Raw genomic sequence first — 22,762 nt, forward strand, 5'->3', positions numbered from 1 at the left:
CCCTCCTCCTGCCGTTTTGTTTTTTCCAACCCATTGACTAGCCTATAATATTATGGTATAATATATACATGTTGGTTGGTAAGTTAGGAAAGGAGGAATAGTGGAACCTAACTTACGGGGTATGGCGCGAGGCCCCTTAATACCTGGCTAATTTTACTTAGCTGGGTCTCGCGCCTTCAAATTTTTGCAAACAAAACCCTTGACAGACAACCTGTAGTGTGGTATAATGGATGTATTGAGAGTTTAGAGGTGAGAGACTAAATTTTCCTACCAAGCGGGCCTACCTTGCATAATATTAAAGGTACTAAAGCTCGGGTTTGGAATCAAGTTAGTCTTGACTCTAAATCCGAGCTTTTGTGGTTTTAAGGATGTCTTTTCTAATCTGTCTTCAAGAAAGGAGACAACGGTACAGAACTCTACTCGTGAGAGAGACTTGGAGGAATTATCCTGCCAAATATAAGGGACTACCTACCGGACCCTTCCTCCTTGTGGATAGATTAGAGGAGATAAGAATTTATATCTTGTACCTTGTCAATTTAATATGACATTTGACAATGTTGAAGAGCTAATAAACAGCCCTACCGTCTTACCTGTCCAAACGCTGTTTGTTGGTTTAACCTGGGTGGGGAGAGAGGTAGGGACCTCCCCTCCCAAACCGAGACCATAAATAAACGAACAAATTGTGGTTTCAGTTTGGGAATTTTGCAGATAGCTTAGTGGGTATTTAATTCAAAAGAGTTCAAAAGGGGTACTGACCCCGCCAGCTGGCGGGGTACAGACCCCAAAACAAATACCAAATACCTAATAAGCCGTCTGCAAATGTTGCAGAAACGGAAGTCCTCGCCGAATGGCGTGGCCGGAGTAGCCATCTCCGTCTCAATCCGCCTTGGGCGGAAAAGGAGGTGTAAAATGGCTACGATTTTTGTTAACGGACAGCAAGTCGCCCTCGCGACCTGCCCCGCCTAGTTGGACGCTGAAAACCCCCGACTTAGTCGGGGTTCCCGGGAAATCCTGCCGGGGTAAAAGGACGGTCGTCGGTTTAGTATCACTGGTAGGTTCCGACGTTAAACAAAAACTCACACACGCGAGCCATGGGGAAGCAGTGCCCCGAAGTATACGCTCGTAGTTTAATGGCAGAATCTCCGTCTCCAAAACGGAGGGCGCAGGTTCGAATCCTGCCGAGCGTGTGTTTTACAAGGCTGTCAGCAGGCCTTCCTAGACTTTAGGTCGGGAAAAGGTCCTCATTCAGTGCTTTAGGATGAGGGCTTCCTGAGGGATAGTTGCGCAACAAGCGGACTTCCCTTAGGGAAGGAAGTTTGCTGATGGGCGCAACGAGTCCTGATCTCGCGCGGCTGATGAGCACCCCCTGAATGCCAGATAGAGACGGGGGGATAAGCGCGAGCGCAAAGTCGGTACGGGAGTTTCCCATGCCTGGGGCCGACGCGGAGTTAGAAATAGGGAAATGGCTCTTGGGTGAGAGTAGTGGCTGTCTCAAAACCCAAGTTAAGTTTTTAACGGTGTTTATGAATCTAACGATTCAAGCTGTTAAAGATGAGCCCGTCCCGATTCCCATCGGGATTGTGTCCGAAAAGCGGCATAACGCAATTCGGAAACTCAAGTAGGGTCTGGTCAACCTGAAAGAGAAAGTGGGAAAACAAGCGCCGTTAGAATGTCCCTTGGGATATTTTAACGGCTTTCAACAAAGCTTATCTTAAAGGTGGGTTTTGATGAGAGAGGGGAAATTTTTAAATACAATATTGACGAGAGGTATTATATGTCATAGAATAATCCTGTGAAATATTTTGATTGGAATGAGGATAAGAATGAAATTTTAAGCGAGGAAAGGGGAGTTTGTTTTCAGGATGTGGTTCTGGCAATAGAAAAGGGCAAGTTACTGGATATTCTAAAACATAAAAACCAAGCAAAGTATCCTAACCAGTGGGTATTTGTTGTGGATATAGGAAATTATATTTACTTAGTGCCTTTTATTGAAGATGAAGAAAAAGTTTTTTTAAAAACAGTTATTCCAAGCCGAAAGGCGACCAAAGAATATTTAGTTAAAAAGAAAGGAAAATAATATGAAGTATTATGAATTAGACAAAGAAGAGCTTGATGTATTAAGTGATTATGCAAGCGGGGAATTAACTTCTGTTAAAGATTTGAATAAAGAAAAAGCGCTTTATAAAAAATTTGCTAAAAATGTTTTGGAAAAGACGAAAAATATTAATATTAGGATTTCCGAAAAAGTTCTTCAAAAGTTAAAGTCCAAAGCGGCGAGGCAGGGGATACCCTACCAGACTTTAGCCTCCTCGGTCTTGCATCAATTTTCTGCTAAGTGAAAACTGGTTAGGGTGGAGCGGGTTTATTCCTGACCTAAAATTGAGGAATTTCTAACCCCCGAGGTTGGATTTTGCAGTCAGCTTAGTAGGTATTTAATTCAAAAGGGGTGCTGACCCCGCCAGCTGGCGGGGTACAGACCCCAACGCATAAGTGGAAAATGTACTTGACAAAATGATTGTATATTTTGTATAGTGTGTTTATGGTGTATATAAGCAGATTTGCCGAAAAACAGTTGGAGCATTCCTTGAAATCCGGAAAAATCGTAATTGTTTTGGGTTCTCGGCAGGTTGGAAAAACAACTATGGTAGAGCGATTTGTTGCTGGGAAGAAAGCGGTTTTTCTAAATTTGGATGTTGAACTTAATAAGCAAAAGCTGGAATCTTTGTCAAAAATAGACCCAAAGGACGCTTTTAGAAACCTTGGCAACCCGGATATTATTATCATAGATGAGGCGCAGAGGCTGGCAAGCGCCGCAAGTATAGTTAAAGGATGGTACGATTCTAAAATGCCTTGTAAATTTATCCTTTTGGGTTCCTCAAGTTTGTCTTTAGCAAAAAACGCGTCAGAAAGTTTGGCGGGAAGAAATATAAAAATTACCCTAGCTCCTTTGAGCTTTAGAGAAATTGTAAAAAACCAAAGCTGGTACTCGGAGGATTATTCGTGGGATTTTATTCAAAATAATTTTAAGGAACAAATTAAAAATTTGCTTTTAGAGACTATCGTTTTTGGCAGTTTTCCAGAAGTTATATCCACTGCCGAAAAAAGGGTGTATTTAACAAACTTAGTTTCAGATTATTTACTGCAAGACATTTTGCATATGGGGCTTGTTAAAAATCCAGATATTATAAAGAAGCTTTTAGCGCTTTTGGCTTTTCAGGTTGCAAGCGAAGTATCTGTTAACGAGCTTGCCAACAGACTTGCCATTTCCAGAGTAACCGTGGAAAGGTATTTGGACCTTTTGGAGCAGACTTATGTAATTTTTAGACTTAAATCTTTTAGCCACAACCCAAGGCGGGAAATTTCAAAGAATTCCAAAATATATTTTTGGGATACGGGTGTAAGAAACGCCATACTTAATGAATTTAATGTGAGCGAATTAAGGTCGGATATAGGGCAGTTGTGGGAGAATTGGGTTATTGCGGAATTTGCGAAATATAACGCGCATAGTTTTTTTGAGCGGAATTTGTATTTTTGGAGAACGCGAGGCGGGTCGGAGGTGGATTTAGTGGTAAAAGATTCAAAGGGGATTTTGGCTTATGAAGTAAAATGGAGCGATAAAAGCAAACCTGTTGGCGGAGCTTTTTACAGCGCTTACAAAACTATTCCGAAAATAATTAACTCCAAAAACCCTTTGCTTGTATAAAGGGTAATTTCACCCTAAACCCTTGACGTCTAACCTGTAGTGTGGTATAATGGAATTATTGAAATTGGTTTAGGGGTCGAACCCTTTAGGGTTCGACCCCCAATTGGAATTTTGCGGATAGCTTAGTGGGTATTTAATTCAAAAGGGGTGCTGACCCCGCCAGCTGGCGGGGTACAGACCCCAAAACAAATACCTAACAAGCCGTCTGCAAGCGCAGAAACGGAAGTCCCAGCTTGTTGCGATGGTTGCAACGAGTTGGGTACCCTAGCGGAGGGGCATGTTTTTTGCTCCTTTTCTTTTGACAACCTCTCTTCGGAGTGGGAGGTTGTTGTTGGTCCAATCCTGACGGGAGCGGGTTAGCGAGCGCTGGTTCGCCGTCCCGTTTAGGGTTGGGTAAAAGGTTCCCAGAGCCTCTCTGAGATATATCGGAGGATTAAAAAGTCTGGCGCGGACATGCAGTAATGCTGTCCAAAAGGGGTACCCGCGCAGTCCCGAAAATCATCGGGATTGGATCCTAGCGATGCGCGTTAGTTCGGTCAAATGCCGAGCGCAAAGTGAGCAAGGGCCCCGCGAAAGGAAAGGATCCGAATTTTTTCTCGTTTGTCGCGGCGAGAGTCCACTTTGGTGGATTTACGGAACTTGAACGGTCAAGTTTCTAGCGATAAAGTCCGCCGTAAAGAACAAAAGTTCTATACAGGCGGGCAAGCGGTGATAAGAGAAGTTGTTTTGATATTTTAAACCGATTGAAGTATCAAATCAGTCTTATATAGTAGGGGTCAGACGGTTTGTGGTTTAGCCCAGCTGTTTTAGGTTGTCGCATAATGGAATCTTGTATGAATTGATTAAGTGCTTTCAGCACCTTCTCTCTGTCTGAAGGGTCTGAATTAGCTATAAAGATAGTTAATCCATAGAGAGTTTTCCAATCTGTTTTCAGCCATAATTTATTTAAGTGCAAGAATGTTAGAAAGCAGGTTACGGCCAGTCTTTTGTTGCCGTTTAAGAATGGGTGTTCTTTAATAAGGGAATAGAAAAGAACCCCTGATTGTTCAATAATAGCGGGGTAAAGCAAATGAGTTTTAACTCCTTGCTTTGGGATTTCTAGTATAGCTTCAAGCTTATTGGGAAATCTAGTATCAAAATCTGGAATGGGTTCGTTAAAAGATAAATATTCTTGCGCTAAAATGAAGCAGATATCTTTGATGTGCTCTAAAGTTAAAAATAAAGTAGGGACTTTTGTCATACTAATCGTTTGACGCAAGCTTTTTAAGAGTTTCGCCGTACTCTGAAATAACAAGTTTTACAGCTTTTTGTATTTTAGCAAATTCTTTGGTATTTTTGTGTTTGATTGCTTTGCTCATAAATTCAGTTTACTATTTTTGGATATTAAAGTAAAGGTTTTTTGCAGAAACGGAAATCCTCGCCGAATGGCGGGGCCGGAGTGGCCATCTCCGTAAAATTAGCTTGTTAAATTAAGATAATAGCTGTCTTTGTTTATTATCTCAACCGGAACTTTATATTCTTGCGAAAAGATATAGGCGCCTTTGCTTAATTTGCTTTGAGATAGCTTAATTTCATAAGCTTGCATTGGCAGGTTGTAGGGTTTTTCTATCCAATCAACTTCAGCTCCAGAGTAACTGCGCCAAAAATAGTACGAATGAAGTTTGGGGGAATTAATTAGCTTTTTAATTCTTTCTGTGATTATAAAGTTTTCCCAAACTGCTCCAATATCCTGCCTAACATTTAGGGAATTAAAATCGCCGATAAGCGCGTTTCTAATTCCGAGGTCCAAAAAATAAACCTTATAATTTCTGCCTATCTCTCGGCGGGGGTTTTGAGAATAGGGATATACCCTTGTTATAATAAAGGACTGTTCCAAAATGTCTAAATAGCTGATAACGGTTTTACGGTCAATTTTAATCCGTTTTGAAAGTTCTTGTTCGTTTACTTCGGAGCCGATTTGATATGCCAACGCTTGACAAAGGTTGACTAAAGCTTGGGAATAACGAATATGTTGGAACGACAGAGCGTCTTTAAAAAGGTAATTTTCTTTTATATTGTTAAGCAATAGCTGTTTGTTTTTGACATCGTTTTGGGTTAGAACTTCGGGATAAAACCCGTAGAGTTGAAATTGGTCCAGAAGCTCTCTTACGCGATTTGGTTGCTGGTCTGTAGGAACATTTGTAAATAAGTAAGAAACAATTTCTGAAAAAGATATTGGATATAGATAATAGCTCCAGTACCTTCCAGTTAGCGCGTCGCTCAGCTTATTTTTAAGCTGAAAGCTGGAAGAACCGGTGGCTATAACGCGAACTGTGGGTATGTTGTCATATATTATTTTAAGAGTTAGTCCGGGATTGTCTAATCTTTGCGCTTCGTCAATTAACAAGATGTCCACATTTCGGGTTATTTCTTGCAGTTTGGAAAGCGCTCTTGTGTTTAAGCTCACAAAATCGCTTTCTAGGTCGCAATTGTAGTACCGCACACTTTTTGTTGGAGATAGCCGATTTTTTAAGGAAGTTAGCAAAGTTGTTTTGCCCGACTGACGGGGACCGTAAATTAAAAGCAGTTTGTTTTTAGGCGCGGAAAGTTCTGTAATTATAGTTTTTTCAAGTAATCTTGGGATCATATTCCCAATATTAGTACTAATAGTGGGGGTTTGTCAAGAGTATTTTGCAGATAGCTTAGTGGGTATTTGGGGTCGGTACCCCGCCAGCTGGCGGGGTACAGACCCCAAAACAAATACCTAACAAGCCGTCTGCAAGCGCAGAAACGGAAGTCCCCGCTTGTTGCAGTGGATGCGAAGCGGTTGTTTTTAGCCCTGTACCCGATGTGGTTCAGGGTTGAAATCAGCCGAGAAGAGGGGAAAACTAACGAAGGAGTCTCCTTTTTCAAAGGAAACTCCTTAAATTAAGACCCTTAAATACAAAATCAATCTTCCTCGGGAAGGTCTAGTTCAATTTCTTCCAGTCTTTCGTGTTTTGTGTACGGTCTTATGTCCTGCTTTTTTTCCTTAAAAACCGGTGTGGGGCTTTTTAAAAGAACTACCCCATGCTTTTTTCGCGCTGATAATAATGTGGCGTTTCCTTTCCACGAATTAGTTAACATACTCTCCACGAAATCCCCGCTCTTTCCGTTAGCTCCCGCCACTTTGTTCTTATCCAAATATAAGTATAACTTTCCCTTTTCCATTATCGCGGTAAACACAGTTCCCGTTTCAAAAGTGTGGGCGTTGTACCTTGAATCAAATTTTATCTGCATTTTCGCCGTTGTCGCTGGTTCAATAATAAAATCCGACTTTTTAGCGCTATCATCCATTCTTATAGTTTTGGCGGAGTTTGTGTATTTTGAAAAATCCCTTAAATTTTTTTCGGCAGTCTGGTTTATGGGGTCGTGCTTTAGAGTCTCTTTAAAATACTCTTTCGCCTTTTTTATATCCCCAATCTCGGCATAAGCTCTCCCAAGCCTATTTAACGCCCCTATACTGTCGTTTTTTTCTTGTAATATCTGCTCGTTTAAACCTATGGCTTTGTACCATTCTCTGTTTAAGGCGGCTTTTACGGCTTGCTGTTCAAGTAAAAGAATGTTTTGCATAAGTAAAATTTACTATAATTTGCTTGAATGTCAATGTTGTAATTGGTACAATACACCTAATGTCAAAACTCAAATGTCAAATGTCAAAGCTACATCTAAAAACCATAGATCTAAAGAAATTAAAACAGAGATTTAAGATTCCCGCCTGCCAAAGACGGAGCTTTGCGATGGCGGGCAGGTAAGTTGTGACTTCGCGGCGCGAACTTACTTCGTAACTTTTGAGTTTTGAGATTTTACATTTGAGATTTACTGATGTCCGGACATTCTAAATGGGCGAACATTAAAAGGCAAAAGGGCGTTAATGACGCAAAAAAAGCGCGGGTTTTTACTAAAATAGCGCGCGCTATTGCCGTTTCCGCTCAAAAGGGTGGGGGAGACCCCGATTCCAATCCGAATCTGCGGCTTGCTATTGAGAAGGCGCATAGCGCTAATATGCCTAAAGAAAATATAACGCGCGCTATTGCCAAGGGTTCTGGGACAGGTTTGGGGGCGCAAAGATTAGAGGAAATTAGATACGAAGGTTACGGACCGGGCGGAGTGGCTATATTGGTTGATGTTCTTACCGATAATAGAAACAGAACTACCGCCGAAATAAGAAATATTTTTAGCAAGTTAGGCGGGTCGTTGGGAGAAGTGGGGAGCGCTTTGTATGTTTTTGGAAAAGACCCCGAAAACCCAACTTTTACCGTTCCTCTTGAAGAAAAGTTAAAAAATAAAGTTTTGGAGCTTTTAGAAACTTTGGACGACCAAGACGATACGCAAGAGGTGTATTCTAATGGAGAGCTATGAAAAATTCTCATTGGGGTACCGACCCCTAAAACAAAATGATTATACTAGGAATTGACCCAGGCACCGCTTCAACAGGATGGGGCGTGGTAAGAAAAATAGAAAACTTCAACAACAATAATGGGGTTGAGTTGTTGGGATATGGGTGTGTAAGAACTCCTGCCGGGATGGAGATGCCAAAAAGGTTACTTATGCTTAAAAACGAGCTTTCTGGAATTATTAAGAAACACAAACCTGCGGCTATTGTGGTGGAGAGAATTTTTTTTAACACCAATGTTAAAACGGCAATCAGTGTTGGACAGGCTAGGGGAGTGGTAATGCTTTTATCGGCTCAGCATAAGGCGGATTTTTTTGAATACACCGCTTTGCAGGCAAAAAAAGAATTAACCGGTTATGGCAGGTCGGATAAGTTGGAAATGCAAAAAGCGACCACTAAATATTTGGGGCTTTTGGATAAAATAAAACCCGATGACGCGGCGGATGCTTTAGCGTTGGCGATTTTTCATTGTTTAAAAATTTCTTATGGTACTAAGTAGAAGAATAAGTTTAATAACAGCAAGCGGTGTGTTTTTTATAGCTCTTCTTTTTGCCACGGTTTTTCCCGCCGATAGAAATATTTTTCAGTTGCTGTTTCTGTCCATCATAACATTAGCGCTGGCGTTTAGGGTTTTTGGAGCGAAATTGATTTTTCTTGGAGTTTTAACGCCTTTAGTTTATCTTGTAAGCACCTATTTTGTGTTTATAAAGTTTCCTCTTATTAATGTGTCCTTTAAGCTGATTTTATGCGCAGTCTTTTCTGTTTTTTATTATTACCTTCTCCTTTCGGTAAACGCGGTTTTGGTATCGGCTATGGAGAGTAAATCTTTTCCTCTACTTAGGGTAGGGAAGACGGTTATTTATATAACAACCTTGTTTGCCGCGTTTTTAGCGTACACCATCATTTATAAATTTGAGTACATATTTATTTTTTATTTTTTGGCAGTATTTGTGGTTACTTTTTTATTGAGTGTGGAATATTTTTGGTCCCAAAGAGTAGGGGAAGGGGATTCAAAAATAAGTAAACCGTCCTTTTTTGAGTCTTTGATAATTTCGGTGTTTGTTTCTGAAGTAGCTTTGGCTTTAAGCTTTTTTCCAACCGAATCCTTTTTTAGAGCGCTTTTTGCAAGCGCGTCTTTTTACGCCCTTTTAGGGCTTAGTGAAAGTATTATATCCCACAAATTAACCCGAAAGATGTATGTGGAATATATTTTAATCCTCGTTTCCGTCTTTGCGATTTTAGTAGTAGCGTAGCCATGGAAATTCAAATGACAAATAACAAATGACAAATCAAATTCAAAGCTCAATTGTTTAAAACATTTAAATTTTGAGTTTGAGTTGAATTTTGAATTTTGTCATTTGAGTTTGCTCTGTGGGCGGGTTAGGGGACTTGCGGGAATTTTTTTTAACCCAACAACCTTCCTAGCAACCCCAACTATAGGGTGCTAAATAGGATACGCAAGTTGGGTACTATAGGCAGTTTGTCATAGTTGATAGATGTCGTTAATGTCATACTTCCGGTTGTGGATAACTGGGGGGGGAGATTTTGTTTTACTGTATACTGTAAGAGACACGAGGTTTTTTAGGGGTAGTGTATTTGCTGGAATAGTTGTCCCAAATTACCCCTGCCGTAGGCAGGCAAGCAATTTTAAAACAAATGGGATTTGTGCTCTCTTTTATGAGGGGTACATTCATTTTTATTTAAGTTAATGAAATTAGCTGTTTTACAGAGACCCACATCAGCAATGTCGTTAAATATACATAATACGACAACACAGGTTTTTTAATTTTTCGCTCCCCTGCTAAATTTTTCGGTTTGCGCAAATTTTTTTCATAAATTAAACTTTTTTTAATTGTATTCTAAATTATTATTTCCCTCTTTATCCTTCCGCCTTTTACTTGTTTCTGTTTTACGGCTTTCCTACAATGTTAATGTCGTTTATTATTGACAATCTCTTTTACGGGCTTTACAATTAAGTATGAGTTCAAGATTACTGACACTGCGTCATTGCGAGCGAATGTAATGAGCGTGGCAATCTTGTTGGGATTGCTTCTCCCTCGATTACACTCGGGATCGCAATGACGAGAGTGCCAACTATTGAGATTTGGAATTTGGAGTTTGGAATTTAACTCGGCTCTAAAATGCCCTAGAATCGTTTTTTGGTGACTAAAATGGCTAACATATCATTTCTGAAAACTGAATTTTTGGAGCATTGCGAAATTGAAAAAAACTTAAGCCAGTACACGATTAAAATGTACGATTATTGTTTAACGGATTTTTGCAAGTTTGTTAAAAAGCAGTTTAACAAAGATTTAGTTGATATTAGCGAAATAACTTTAGAAATTATAAAAAGTTACCGCATAGATTTGAATCGGCGCATAAGTTCAAAATCTCGCGAGAGTTTTAAAATTTCCACACAAAACGAATTTTTGGTGGCGGTAAGGTCGTTTTTAAAGTTTTTGGTGGTGGAGAAAGATATTAAGACCGTGGCAATTGAAAAACTACATCTTGCTAAACCAGACGCGCGGGTTCCCAAATTTTTTAATGACGAGCAATTGGAGAGGTTTTTAGCGGTCCAAAACATTGAAAGAAAAAGCGGTATTCGGGACCGCGCTATTTTGGAAGTTTTATTTAGCACGGGATTAAGAGTTGGCGAGCTGGTTAAACTTAATGCTACCGATGTAAAAAACGCTTTTGATAGCAAGGAGTTTAATGTTATTGGAAAAGGGCGAAAAGTTAGAACGGTATATTTATCCGACTCAGCGGTTTTGTGGCTTAAGAAATATTTATCTTTAAGAAAAGACGATTACAAGCCGTTGTTTTTAAGATATAGCGGAAAACTTCCGGAATTAAACGACCCTGATGGGGAAAGTTTTAGGCTTACCGTAAGAAGCATTCAGAGGTTGGTAAAAAAATACGCGCTAAAAGCGGGTATTTCAATTGACGCCACTCCCCATACTTTAAGGCATACTTTTGCTACGGATTTGCTAACTAAAGGCGCGGATTTGCGAAGCGTTCAAGAACTTTTGGGTCATTCCAATATCCAAACTACACAGATATACACGCACCTAACTAACCCCCAGCTGAAAGAGGTTTTTGAGAAATTTCATAAGAAGTGAAAAGACAAAACAGGTTCCAAATTTTGACAACAGTGTGTATTTGTTCTATAATAATCCCAGCGGTTGCGAGAGAATGTCCAATCTGGGAAAAAGGAGGGGAAGATGAAAATCGGAAAGTTTCTTAATAGCAGGCGTGAAGGAATTATGAATGTGGGATTTGTGTTGGTTGGGATAGGGGCCATTGTTTGGGGATTTTTCTACAACAGCTGGACTCTTGTCTTTATAGGTATACCCTTGTGCATTCTTTTTGTGGCGGGACCAGTGAGGGAGATCGACAGGTCTCGGGTTTTAAGTGTGTTTTTGGCTATAGCGCTTTTTTCGGGTCTGTTGGGAGCGCTACTTGTTATAGTTCCTTTGGCTATGCGTATTTCTTCTATGAAAGATATTTACGCCGAAGTAGCGCTGGGCATCTATGCTTTGGCTATAATCCTCGCATGGGTTTTGCAAGGAGTGCGGAGATTCTCTTTTGAGTTGAGAAGGGAAAGATAGTTTTATTTGTGTTAGAAAGCCCGTTTGTAAGCTATACGCTTCCGCGGGCTTTTTTTTGTTCCCTCTTAAAATTTTTTACCTATTTTCCTTTAATCGCTTAATTGGGGAAAAACTTTGGCGGTGGATAGCGCAGGGGCCGTAAGTTTCCAATGCCTCCCGGTGCGCTTTGGTGCCGTAACCTTTGTGTTTATTAAACCCATATTGCGGGTAGGTTAAATGCAGTTTGTCCATTATATCGTCCCGATAAACCTTTGCCACAATTGACGCGGCGGCTATTGAAATTGAGACACAGTCTCCTTTCACAATGTTTTGTTGGTTTTTAATGAGGGGAGAAAAATTAAGTTTATTAGGTAACTTAAGTAGATTAAGTAAGGATAAATCAGAAGTAGAAAGTTTTAAGTAATCGGTTAAAATGAAAGTTGGTGTAATGTTTAAGTTTAGGATGGCGGAAAGAAACGCAAGTTTATTGGCTTTTCCTATTCCTATTTTATCCACAATGTCCACTTCCACCACGCCTATTCCAACAGAAACGGCAGTTTCTTTAATTATAATGTCTAGTTCAGCTCTTTTTTTGGGAGAGAGTTTTTTGGAGTCGTTAATGAGAGAAAAAGAAGGGTCAGACCCTTTAAATACAACAGCGGAGGCGACAATTGGGCCTGCCCAGGGTCCCCTGCCCGCCTCGTCTACCCCGGCTATGAGGGTGTGTCCTTGTTTTAGCAAGTTTAATTCAATTTCAAAATTTGGGAAGTTCATAATACAATGCATAAGGGGTTCGACCCCAAAATACCATCGTCATTGCGAGGAGCTTGCGACGAAGCAATCTAAAAGATTGCCGCGCCCTTCGGGCTCGCAATGACGGTTGTGTTCCCCCTTCCTCCAACAAAATTTTCACATTGTAGTAAAAGAAACAACTTTGTCCTTTTCGGAAAGTCGAATTAGTCTAACGCCTCGCGTGTGTCTTTTTAAGGTGGGTACTTCTTTTATCCCTAATCTTATAATCTTTCCTTCCGCGGATGTTATTAATAAATCTAGCGAGGTTTCGTCCACAATATAAGCCCCTACTATGTTTCCTACCTTGTCGTTTGTGTTGTAAGTAAGTATCCCGCTTCCTCCGCGATGTTGAATTTTGTATTCCGAAAGACGGGTTTTTTTGCCGTATCCTTTGTTTGATATAACCAAAAGACACGCTTTGGAATTTTTGTCTTTACTTGATATTACCGCGGAACCTACCAAAATATCGTCCTTTTTTAATCTTATCCCGCATACCCCCGCGGCTACTCTGCCCATAATGCGAACATCGCTTTCCTTAAATCTAATAGACATACCTCGCGAGGTGGTAAGCGTTACTTCATCTTCCCCCGTTGTTTGATGCACCCATTCCAACGAATCCCCCACCGATAGCTTTATCGCTATTATTCCAGTAGAACGGATGTTTTCAAATTCCGCAAGATTAACTCGTTTTACTACCCCCAACTTTGTTATCATAACAAGAGGTGTTGCCGAACCCGCCAGTTTCTCCGATAAAGGCAAAACGGCGGTTACCTTTTCTTGAGATTCCAAATTTAATAAATTTATTATGGCGGTTCCTTTAGAATTTTTTGAAGATTCGGATATCTCCCAAGACCTTATAGAATAAACCCTGCCTTTGTTTGTAAAAAATAGTATTTTGTCGTGAGTATTGGATATTAAAATTTTGTCCAATGTATCATTCTCCCGCAGTTCCGAGCCTTTTACTCCTTTGCCTCCCCTACCCTGCTTTTTGAAGGTTTCTATGTTTAACCTTTTTATGTAACCGGTTTGAGTTAAGGTTATAACCACATCCTCTTTTTTAATCAACTCCCCTTCTTCCGGTTCGTGAATGTCTCCTTTTATTACTTTGGTTTTTCGCCCCTCCGCATATTTTTGTTTTATTTCTAAAAGCTCCTCTTTTATCATATCCATAACTGTTTGAGCGCTTGACAAAATATCTTTGAGGCGCTTAATTTCTTTTATAATATTGGTAAGTTCATCCTCTATTTTTTGCCTTTCCAGCGCGGCTAGTCTTCTTAACTGCATTTCCAAAATGGCAACCGCTTGAATCTCGGTTAGCCCAAATTTTGCCATTAACGCGCCTTTCGCGGTTTCGGCGTCTTTAGAATTACGGATTGTCTTTATTACCTCTTCAATATGGTCAAGCGCTATTTTTAAACCTTGCAGAATATGTTCCCTCTCCCGCGCTTTTTTAAGCAAAAACTCTGTTCTTTTTACTATAACAACTTGCCTATGTTTTATGAATTCTTCAAGCATTGTTTTTAAGTTCATCAACTTTGGTTCGTTGTTTATAAGAGACACCATATTTGAGTTAAAGGCTTTTTGCAGTTCCGTGTGTTTGTATAGAAGATTTAATATTCTTTGAGGTTTGGTGTCTCGCCTTAATCCAATGGCTATCCTTATTCCGGACATATCTGATTCGTCTCTCAACTCGCTTATGCCGTCTACTTTTTTGTCCCTTACAAGGTCCGCAATTTTTGATATTAAATTCGCTTTGTTAACCTGATATGGTATCTCTGTAACGGCAATAATGTACCTCCCACTTTTATCTTCTTCTATAGTAACTTTAGCCCTCGCAATTATCCGCCCTCGCCCTGTGGCGTAGGTTTGAAGAACATCTTTTTGATTGTAAATTATTCCTCCAGTTGGGAAGTCGGGGCCTTTAATAAAATTTAAAAGGTCTTCGGTGGTTGCGGTTGAACTAAACTTATTTAGCTCAATGTTGTTTGCGGTTTCTATAAGATGCAAAATACCGCCTACAATTTCTTCTAAATTGTGAGGCGCTATATTGGTTGCCATTCCCACAGCAATACCCGACGCGCCGTTTAATAGAAGATTTGGGATTTTAGCTGGAAGAAGAATAGGCTCGTTATAATTGCCCGAATAGTTGGGTACAAAAGATACCGTTTCTTTTTCTATATCTTCCACTAACTCGCCCGCTATTTTAGACAACCGCGCTTCGGTGTACCTCATTGCTGCTGGGGGGTCGCCGTCCACCGACCCGAAATTTCCTTGACCGTCTATTAACGGATATCTTAATGTAAAATCTTGCGCCATTCTAGCTAAAGCGTCATACACAGAAATATCTCCATGAGGGTGATATTTTTTTAACACTTCCCCAATTACCGCGGCGCATTTTTGGTAACGGGAAGTCGCGCTCATACCCTGTTCGTGCATAGCGTATATTATTCTTCTTTGAACAGGTTTAAGCCCATCCCTAACATCGGGTAGCGCGCGGGATACTATTACCGACATTGCGTAATCTAAATACGCTCTTTGCATTTCATCCGCGATGGATGTGGGGGTTATTCGGGAGCTATTTTCATTTTTTTCGACCTCCGCTGGTTGAGCCAGAGATATAGTATTTTCCATAAAGAATCAATCTCCTATCTCAAAACTCAAATGTCAAATGTCAAATCCACATGTTAAAGCCTTTAATCTGAAAGATTTAAGATTTAAGATTTGGATTTGAGTTTTGCGTTTTGAGATTTGAGATTTGACATGCTTCTTTTAATTGATAATTGCAAGTTTCCAGCTTGCTAAATCACCGTTCCAACAATTAACAATGCCACAATGTTTATTATCTTTATCATCGGGTTTATGGAGGGACCAGCTGTATCTTTATAGGGGTCCCCCACTGTGTCGCCCGTTACCGCGGCTTGATGCGCAAAACTGCCTTTTCCGCCGTGAGTTCCTGATTCTATGTATTTTTTGGCGTTATCCCACGCGGCTCCTCCCGTGGTCATAGATATTCCAACAAATATTCCGGTAACAATCGCCCCCATAAGCATTCCTCCAACGGCTATAGGACCCAATAATCTCCCCACAATAATAGGAGCTAAAACGGGTATAAGAACCGGGATTATCATTTCTTTAAGCGCCGCTTTTGTTACAATATCCACAGTTTTAGCGTAATCAGGTGTGGCCGTTCCTTCCATTAAACCTTTTATTTCTTTAAACTGTCTTCTCACTTCTTTAACTACGCTTCCCGCCGCCCTGCCCACCGCTTCCATAGAAAAGGAGGCGAATAAATAAGGTAATGCCCCTCCTATAAAAAGACCCGCAATAACTTTAGGATCCGATAAATCAAACTTTATAATTCGCCCTATGTTTTGCAATTTTTCTGTGAAACTCGCAAACAAAACTAAAGCGGCAAGACCTGCCGAGCCTATAGCGTACCCTTTGGTTATAGCTTTTGTGGTGTTCCCTACCGCGTCTAGCGCGTCGGTTACCTCTCTAACTTTGGTAGGGAGATGACTCATTTCGGCAATCCCCCCTGCGTTGTCGGTGATAGGTCCAAAAGCGTCTACGGCGATTATTATTCCCGCAAGAGACAACATACTCATTCCCGCAGTGGCTATCCCATACAATCCGGCAAGCGAATATGAAACTAAAATTGCGCCAACAATAACAATAATCGGCGCAAAAGTGGCTCTCATAGATACCGCAAGACCCGCAATAATGTTTGTGCCATGCCCGCTCTCGCTAGCTTTGGCTATATTTTTAACCGGGTTGAAACTTTTTGAGGTGTAATAGTCGGTTATTATTATCAGCAATGCGGTAACAACAAGCCCAATTATTGAAGTTATGTATATTGCGGTGGTGTCTATTCCTTTTAAAATAAAGGCGGTGGCGGGGTAATACAAAATTGCCGATACAACTCCTGATGCTATTAAACCCTTATACAACGCCTTCATTATGGACTGGTCTTTTCCCAGTCTCACAAAAAATGTTCCAACAATGGAAGATATAATAGATATAGCTCCTAAAACCAAAGGATATATTACCGCAAGTTCCATATTAAGGTTATTTGCTCCCCTAAAATTTCTTAAAGATAATGTTCCGATAATTATTGCGGCTACTACAGTAATGGCGTAAGTTTCAAAAAGGTCGGCCGCCATGCCTGCGCAATCCCCCACATTATCCCCTACATTGTCCGCTATAACCGCTGGGTTTCTGGGGTCGTCTTCGGGAATATTTTTCTCTAACTTACCCACCAAATCCGCTCCAACATCCGCCGCTTTTGTAAATATTCCTCCGCCTACTCGAGCAAACGCGGAAATAAGACTGCCTCCAAATCCAAGCCCCACCAGTCCCGATATGTTTTTGGTTAGAAAGTAAAACACTGTTACGGATAAAAGACCTAAACCGGCGACTAAAAGACCGGTCACAGCCCCTCCTTTAAAGGCTGTTGTGAGAGCTTTACCCAAACCTTGTTTTGCCATTTCCGTAGTTCTAACATTGGTTTTTATCGCGGTACTCATTCCCAAAAATCCAGCAAGAGCGGATGTTATAGCGCCTAACAGAAATCCCAGTGCGGTAAGACAGCCTAACGATAAAAATAAAATAAGAGTTAATATTAAGGCGACGATACCAATAACTTTATATTGCGCTTTAAAATAAGCTTTTGCGCCAAGCTCAATGGCGCTGGCAACTTCGCGCATTTTTGGCGTGCCTGTGGGGAGTTTTAAAATTTGTTTATAAAGAACAAAACTATAGCTTATGGCTATTAGCGCGGGGATGGATATTAAGATGGGAAGTATTATTTTTATTGTGTCCATTGTTGTGTGATTTCAAATCTCAAATCTGAATTTATTAGATTTAAGGTTTTGAGATGTGGATTTGACATTTGAGCTTTGACATTTAATTATATGTCCAACTCCGCTTGTTTGGCGTGAGTTTGTATAAATCTTTTTCTCGGTTCAACCTCTTCTCCCATTAAAGTCTCAAATGCTTCGTCCGCTTTTTGAACATCTTCTATTAATATTTTTTTTAATGTTCTCGTTTCTGGGTTCATTGTGGTTTCCCACAATTCATCTGGATTCATTTCTCCTAGTCCTTTGAACCTTTGTATAATAACATTTTTATAATTAGAATTCTTTAAGAAGGTTTCTTTCTCTTTTTCGTCTAAAAGATATTTTCGTTCCTTGTTCCACGAAGCTTTATAAAGCGGAGGCACTGCCACATACACATAACCTTTTTCTATAAGCGTTTTTAGATGCCGAAAAAAGAATGTTAAATACAGAGTAATTATATGCGAGCCGTCAACATCAGCATCCGCCATAATAATAATTTTGTGATATCTTATCTTTTCTATATTAAACTGATCCGAAATACCTCCGCCCAACGCTACGATTAAAGTTTTAAGTTTGTCGGATTTAATAATTTTATCAAGTCTGGCCCGTTCGGTATTTAACACCTTTCCAAATAAAGGCAAAATAGCTTGAGTTTCGCGGTTTCTCCCTTGTTTTGCGGGGCCTCCCGCGCTGTCCCCCTCTACTATAAAAATCTCCGCTTTTGCGGGGTTTTTTTCTCGACAATCGGCTAATTTCCCGGGAAGGGTGGAACCTTCTAACGCTCCTTTTCTAACTACGGCGTCTCTTGCCGCCCGCGCCGCCATTCGGGCTTTTGCGGCAAGAAAAATTTTGGATAAAATTTGTTCCGCGTCTTTGGGGTTTTCTTCTAAGAAAAAGTCCAATGTTTCTTTAACCACTGTTTCTACCGCAATTCTAGCTTCGGCGTTTCCTAGTTTTCCTTTAGTTTGACCCTCAAATTGCAGTTTTTGCGAATCTAGTTTTACCGATATAATTGCGGTTAAACCTTCTTTTAGGTCGTCGCCGGTAAGTGTTATGTTTTCATTTTTGGTTAGATTGTGTTTTTTAATGTAGTCGTTTACAGTTCTTGTAAGAGCGGACCTAAACCCGGTTAAATGCGCTCCGCCCTCGGGGTTTTTGATGGTGTTTGCAAAACAAAGCACCAACTCTGAAAACGAGTCGTTATATTGCACGGCGCATTCAACATCCACATCCTCATATTTTTTATGAGTGTAAAAAATTGTATTATTTAAGACCTTTTTGTGGCGGTTTAATTCTCTTACAAAAGATTTTATTCCCCCTTCAAAATAGAATACGCTTTTTGTGTTGTCGTTTTCATTTTCTATATTAAATTGCAGTTTAGCTGTTAAATAGGCGTATTCTCTAAACTGTTCGGTTAAAATTTTGGGATTGATTTTATAGTTTCCAAAAAATTGGGAGCTTGGTTTAAAAGATACGAGTGTTCCGCTTTTATCGTCCTTGAGGTTTTTAAGACCTATCAGCGGAAGCGCGTATTCTGTTTTTATGTCCTTTTCGCTTTTGTATTCGCAAACTTTGTATTGGGGGGTTCCTAAGTGATACTCCTGTACAAAAACGCTACCGTTTCTTTTTACCATAACGCACATCCAGTCCGACAAAGCGTTTACCACCGACGACCCAACCCCGTGCAGACCGCCGGCTACTTTGTATCCTCCGCCTCCAAATTTTCCTCCCGCGTGGAGTTTGGTCATAACTAGTTCTAAAGCGGATATGCCATAGCCTTGTTTTATGTCGGTGGGGATGCCTCTTCCGTTATCTACCACAGTCACAAAATCGTCTTTATGAAATATAATATCCACTTTGGTGGCGTATTCCGCCATAGCCTCGTCCACTGCGTTATTAACGATTTCGGTAACCAGATGATGCAAACCTGTTTGGTCGGTGGAACCTATGTACATACCGGGTCTTTTCTTTACAGGTTCAAGTCCTTCCAAGACTTGTATTTGTTCGGCGTTATATTGGTTTGTGGGGTTTTTTTCTTCCATTATGAAAGCATTTTATCAAACCGCAATTTTTATCTCAAGGGGAGAAAACAAAAAAAGCAGGTTCTGCGCAACCCCCATACCCACACCGGGTGTGCAATTTTTGTTATACCGGCGGAGTCTTAACGGTTTTCGGAGATAACTGTTAGTTTTCTTTTACTGTCAATCAGTAAATTATATTTTTTCTCAAACACATCTTTTCTGCCCAATAATAGAGGCATAGAATCTTCTTTTGTTCCCACAGCGCTACAATGAATAGATATCTCATTAGCTCCTATTTTTAAAGGTATTTGAAATTCCCATGTTTTTACGGAAATGCCCCCAACACCCAAAGTGGTATTAGCGGAGAGTTGCGCTTTTTTAAGACCCAAAACTGGGAGCAAATGTGAGGGAACAGTGGTAATATCCGCTCCGGTATCTACCAAAAACTCAAATTTTCTCCATCCATTAATTGTTTTTAATTCTGCAACTATGATAGGATAAAACAGTCTTCCCAAACCTTGGATGTTTGCGTATTCAAAGGGAAATTCTAAAGACATATTTTGCATTGCTTTTGGGTATCCAGGAAATAGTTACATCTGTTCTCTCCCCCGCTTTTTTGAAAAGAAGATCCAGCCTTTTGGCATGGGCAACAATCCGCCCGGTTTTTCTGTTTTTAGCTACATATCCCGAGCCGTATTTTTTAGTAAGTTTGGAAATGTCCATAGGTTTCATAGTAATTATATTGTATCGTACTTATCTATTTTTCGCAAACCCCACACCGGGTGTGCAATTTTTGTTGACATCTCAACTTAATTGGCGAGATGGGATATTGTCGCTACAAGCGCAAAACAAATTCATACAGCTGTACAAATTTGTTAGGGGTGTAAAAGAAATAGTTCTAAAGCTAGGCGGGGGGAGGCGTTCGTCTGTTGTATGGTTTCTCTCAACTTGCTGGAAAACTCTACCCACTCTATTATTCTTATTGTGTCCATTTCTAGTTTTTCCAAAGACTCTCTGTTTTGCTTATTGATGATATTTGGATTTTTATCCGTATTTATAAGCATTTTGTCCCGCAAAACGGAAACCCATATATCTAATAAACTAATGGCATAATCCCGATTAGCAATTTTTTGTTTGTTGCTTTCTACAAAATCCAACCCCTCTCCCCTACCCTTTTCTAAAACTCTCATGAATAATTTAACCTGCTCGTTATGTTCCGGAGTATTTTCATCCACAGTATTCTTATTTCCTAAATTTATTTTTTGACAACGGGATATTATTGTAGGCAGTAAACTTTCTTCGTTTCTCGTTTCAAGAATTATTTTGCAGTTTGCGGGGGGCTCTTCCAGAGTTTTTAATAAGGCGTTTTGGGCTTGAACGGTAAGGTTTTCGGCCGAATAAATTAGAACTTGTTTTCCTGTAAGTTTTAGAGGTTTTGTCCGCAAAAACTTTTCTATCTCGCGAACATCGTTAATTCCAATGCTTTTTCCGGGTTGCGGTTTTATTATCTTAATATCAGGGTGATTGGCGAAGTTGGGAATTGCCGAAATATGGTCAATTTTTTGCTCGCGGTCCTTTTTATTTCCGCCGAAAATTAGTATTGAGTGCATAATCTTATTATAAGGGTAAAAAGTCAAAAGGCAAAACTTTACAAAGGAGTCTCCTTTTTCAAAGGAAACTCCTTTAAAACCACATAAAATCTTGGATTTTGGATAAAGGGGTTGACTTTAGCTTCCTATAATCTAAAATAGATTGTAGTATAGGTTTTTATCTGCCCGAATGAAACTACAAAAGCAAAAATATCTTGAGGACATACTTTACGATAAAAAGCTTCTTACCGAAGACCAAGTTTCGGCTATAAAACTAGAAAGCTTAAACACCGGCAAAAACTCTGAAGAAATTATTAACGAGAGAAAATATGTTACTAGCAAAGACCTAGCCCAAGCTAAAGGTATTCTTTACGATGTCCCCTTTTATGATTTAAAGGAGCAGGCAATAAGACCTGAAATTTTGGAACTTGTGCCAGAAAATACGGCAAAGACCTATCGTCTTATCCCCTTTGATAAAAAAAATAATTTTCTCTATTTAGCAATGGCGGACCCTTTGGACCTTCAAATTGTTGAATTTATAGAGCGAAAGGCGAAACTTTCAGTTAAAACCTTTATTGCGGACTCTGCCGCTATTTTAAAAGTTACAGAAGAACAATATGGAAAAAGCATTGGCGAAGATGTTTTTGAGGCTTTGGAGGAATTTGCGGGTACCCAAAAAATAGAAGAATCCATCTCCGATATTAAAAAAGCTGGAGAGGTTATTAGAGACGCCCCGGTTGCTCGCGTGGTTAACACTATTTTGGAATACGCTGTTAAAGCCCGCGCTTCGGATGTCCACATTGAACCGCAAGAAGAGAAAACGCGAGTGCGGTACCGAATTGATGGAGTTTTGCAAGAGAGATTGTCTTTGCCTAAAAAGGTTACCGAATCTGTTATGGCGCGTATAAAAATTTTGGCGGGCTTAAAAATTGATGAAAAAAGAAAACCTCAAGACGGCCGCTTTAAAGTTGAAATAGGAGACACCACTACCGATTTGAGGGTCTCGTCTCTGCCTACCGTTTTTGGAGAAAAGATTGTTATAAGACTGCTAAAAGAGCAGGGTCAGGTTTTAACTTTTAAAGATTTGGGTTTACGGGGTATAGCGCTTAAACATTTTGAGGAAGTTTTATTGCGTCCCAACGGCATTATTTTGGTTACGGGTCCAACCGGTAGTGGTAAGACGGTTACTTTAGCAACCGCTCTTAGCAAACTAAATACCGTTAGGGTTAACATCATCACCTTGGAGGACCCGGTTGAAATTAGAGTTCATGGTGTTAACCAAGTGCAAATAAATACTGCGGCGGGGCTTTCGTTTGCTTCGGGTCTGCGTTCTATTCTAAGGCAGGACCCAAACATTATAATGGTTGGGGAAATAAGAGACAGCGAAACGGCAAGTCTTGCTATAAATGCGGCTTTAACAGGGCATTTGGTTTTATCCACTTTGCATACTAATTCCGCGGCTGGAGCAATACCACGGCTTATTGATATGGGCGCTGAAAACTTTTTGTTGGCGTCCACTCTTAATTTGGTGCTTGCCCAAAGATTGGTAAGAAAAATATGCTCTTTTTGCAAAGAAAAATATGAGGCGCCTAAAGAAGTGGCGGAAGATATAAAAAAAGGACTGGGCGCTTTGTTTAGCGCAGAATCAGCGGATAAAGCGGATGTAAAAACGGATAAAACGGGGAAAGTGTATTTGTACCGCGGAAAAGGTTGCGATAAATGCAGTCAACAAGGGTATTTGGGGAGAGTTGGAATTTTTGAGGTTATGACGGTAAGTTCCAAAATCGCAAAACTAATTCTGGAGAGAAGACCTGAAAGCGA

19 protein-coding genes and 1 tRNA gene are annotated in these 22,762 nt (G+C 40.2%); 10 read left to right on the top strand and 10 right to left on the bottom strand.

What is annotated here, in order from left to right:
- The first annotated feature begins 1,116 nt into the window (after positions 1-1,116).
- The 4 genes from KJ678_01345 (at position 1,117) to KJ678_01360 (ending at position 3,703) form a co-directional block, all read left to right on the top strand.
- A tRNA-Trp gene (locus tag KJ678_01345) sits at positions 1,117-1,187 on the top strand.
- A 605-nt stretch (positions 1,188-1,792) separates the two neighbouring features.
- The gene (locus tag KJ678_01350; GenBank protein ID MBU1016790.1) at positions 1,793-2,077 is read left to right on the top strand and encodes a DUF4258 domain-containing protein; all 285 of its coding nucleotides are present in this window, start codon (positions 1,793-1,795) and stop codon (positions 2,075-2,077) included.
- A gap of 1 nt (position 2,078) precedes the next feature.
- Positions 2,079-2,339 (top strand): hypothetical protein, encoded by a 261-nt coding sequence (locus KJ678_01355; protein ID MBU1016791.1) that lies wholly within the window; start codon positions 2,079-2,081, stop codon positions 2,337-2,339.
- A gap of 200 nt (positions 2,340-2,539) precedes the next feature.
- Positions 2,540-3,703: an ATP-binding protein gene (locus KJ678_01360; protein MBU1016792.1), complete on the top strand. Its 1,164-nt coding sequence runs from the start codon at positions 2,540-2,542 to the stop codon at positions 3,701-3,703.
- Between the two features lie 751 nt (positions 3,704-4,454).
- Here the strand turns inward: KJ678_01360 and KJ678_01365 are convergent.
- The 3 genes from KJ678_01365 to KJ678_01375 form a co-directional block, all read right to left on the bottom strand.
- Positions 4,455-4,943 carry a type II toxin-antitoxin system death-on-curing family toxin gene (locus KJ678_01365; GenBank protein ID MBU1016793.1) on the bottom strand — a complete coding sequence of 163 codons (489 nt, stop codon included), beginning with the start codon at positions 4,941-4,943 and terminating at the stop codon, positions 4,455-4,457.
- 216 nt (positions 4,944-5,159) lie between these two features.
- Positions 5,160-6,329, bottom strand: coding sequence for an ATP-binding protein (locus KJ678_01370; GenBank protein ID MBU1016794.1), 1,170 nt, complete (start codon positions 6,327-6,329; stop codon positions 5,160-5,162).
- A gap of 302 nt (positions 6,330-6,631) precedes the next feature.
- Positions 6,632-7,294, bottom strand: a complete 663-nt coding sequence (locus KJ678_01375; GenBank protein MBU1016795.1) for a tetratricopeptide repeat protein — start codon at positions 7,292-7,294, stop codon at positions 6,632-6,634.
- Positions 7,295-7,546: 252 nt separating this feature from the next.
- Here KJ678_01375 and KJ678_01380 point away from each other — a divergent pair, with 252 nt between their 5' ends.
- From KJ678_01380 to KJ678_01400, 5 genes are all read left to right on the top strand, one after another.
- On the top strand, positions 7,547-8,083 hold the full coding sequence (locus tag KJ678_01380) for a YebC/PmpR family DNA-binding transcriptional regulator (protein MBU1016796.1): 537 nt from the start codon (positions 7,547-7,549) through the stop codon (positions 8,081-8,083).
- A 35-nt stretch (positions 8,084-8,118) separates the two neighbouring features.
- Entirely contained in the window at positions 8,119-8,616 is a 498-nt protein-coding gene (gene ruvC / locus KJ678_01385; protein MBU1016797.1) for a crossover junction endodeoxyribonuclease RuvC, read from the top strand.
- Complete coding sequence (locus tag KJ678_01390; GenBank protein MBU1016798.1) at positions 8,603-9,370, top strand: hypothetical protein; 768 nt, start codon at positions 8,603-8,605, stop codon at positions 9,368-9,370. Before ruvC ends, KJ678_01390 begins: the two co-directional genes overlap by 14 nt.
- A gap of 909 nt (positions 9,371-10,279) precedes the next feature.
- Positions 10,280-11,236, top strand: coding sequence for a tyrosine-type recombinase/integrase (locus KJ678_01395; GenBank protein ID MBU1016799.1), 957 nt, complete (start codon positions 10,280-10,282; stop codon positions 11,234-11,236).
- 102 nt (positions 11,237-11,338) lie between these two features.
- Positions 11,339-11,725: a hypothetical protein gene (locus KJ678_01400; GenBank protein MBU1016800.1), complete on the top strand. Its 387-nt coding sequence runs from the start codon at positions 11,339-11,341 to the stop codon at positions 11,723-11,725.
- Between the two features lie 75 nt (positions 11,726-11,800).
- Here KJ678_01400 and KJ678_01405 read toward each other — a convergent pair whose 3' ends face one another.
- From KJ678_01405 to KJ678_01435, 7 genes are all read right to left on the bottom strand, one after another.
- The gene (locus KJ678_01405; GenBank protein ID MBU1016801.1) at positions 11,801-12,478 is read right to left on the bottom strand and encodes a ribonuclease HII; all 678 of its coding nucleotides are present in this window, start codon (positions 12,476-12,478) and stop codon (positions 11,801-11,803) included.
- Positions 12,479-12,613: 135 nt separating this feature from the next.
- Complete coding sequence (gyrA, locus tag KJ678_01410) at positions 12,614-15,127, bottom strand: DNA gyrase subunit A (GenBank protein ID MBU1016802.1); 2,514 nt, start codon at positions 15,125-15,127, stop codon at positions 12,614-12,616.
- A gap of 167 nt (positions 15,128-15,294) precedes the next feature.
- Positions 15,295-17,316: a sodium-translocating pyrophosphatase gene (locus KJ678_01415; protein ID MBU1016803.1), complete on the bottom strand. Its 2,022-nt coding sequence runs from the start codon at positions 17,314-17,316 to the stop codon at positions 15,295-15,297.
- Between the two features lie 86 nt (positions 17,317-17,402).
- Entirely contained in the window at positions 17,403-19,373 is a 1,971-nt protein-coding gene (locus KJ678_01420) for a DNA gyrase subunit B (GenBank protein ID MBU1016804.1), read from the bottom strand.
- 119 nt (positions 19,374-19,492) lie between these two features.
- Positions 19,493-19,918, bottom strand: a complete 426-nt coding sequence (locus KJ678_01425) for a retroviral-like aspartic protease family protein (protein MBU1016805.1) — start codon at positions 19,916-19,918, stop codon at positions 19,493-19,495.
- Complete coding sequence (locus KJ678_01430) at positions 19,887-20,084, bottom strand: hypothetical protein (GenBank protein MBU1016806.1); 198 nt, start codon at positions 20,082-20,084, stop codon at positions 19,887-19,889. Before KJ678_01430 ends, KJ678_01425 begins: the two co-directional genes overlap by 32 nt.
- Before the next feature lie 143 nt (positions 20,085-20,227).
- Positions 20,228-20,962 (bottom strand): hypothetical protein, encoded by a 735-nt coding sequence (locus tag KJ678_01435; protein ID MBU1016807.1) that lies wholly within the window; start codon positions 20,960-20,962, stop codon positions 20,228-20,230.
- A 169-nt stretch (positions 20,963-21,131) separates the two neighbouring features.
- Here KJ678_01435 and KJ678_01440 point away from each other — a divergent pair.
- Positions 21,132-22,762 (top strand): GspE/PulE family protein (locus KJ678_01440; GenBank protein MBU1016808.1); only part of this gene is annotated, 1,631 nt, incomplete at its 3' end.

This window comes from Patescibacteria group bacterium (assembly GCA_018817085.1).
Classification (GTDB): Bacteria; Patescibacteriota; WWE3; order CG2-30-40-12; family CG2-30-40-12; genus CG2-30-40-12.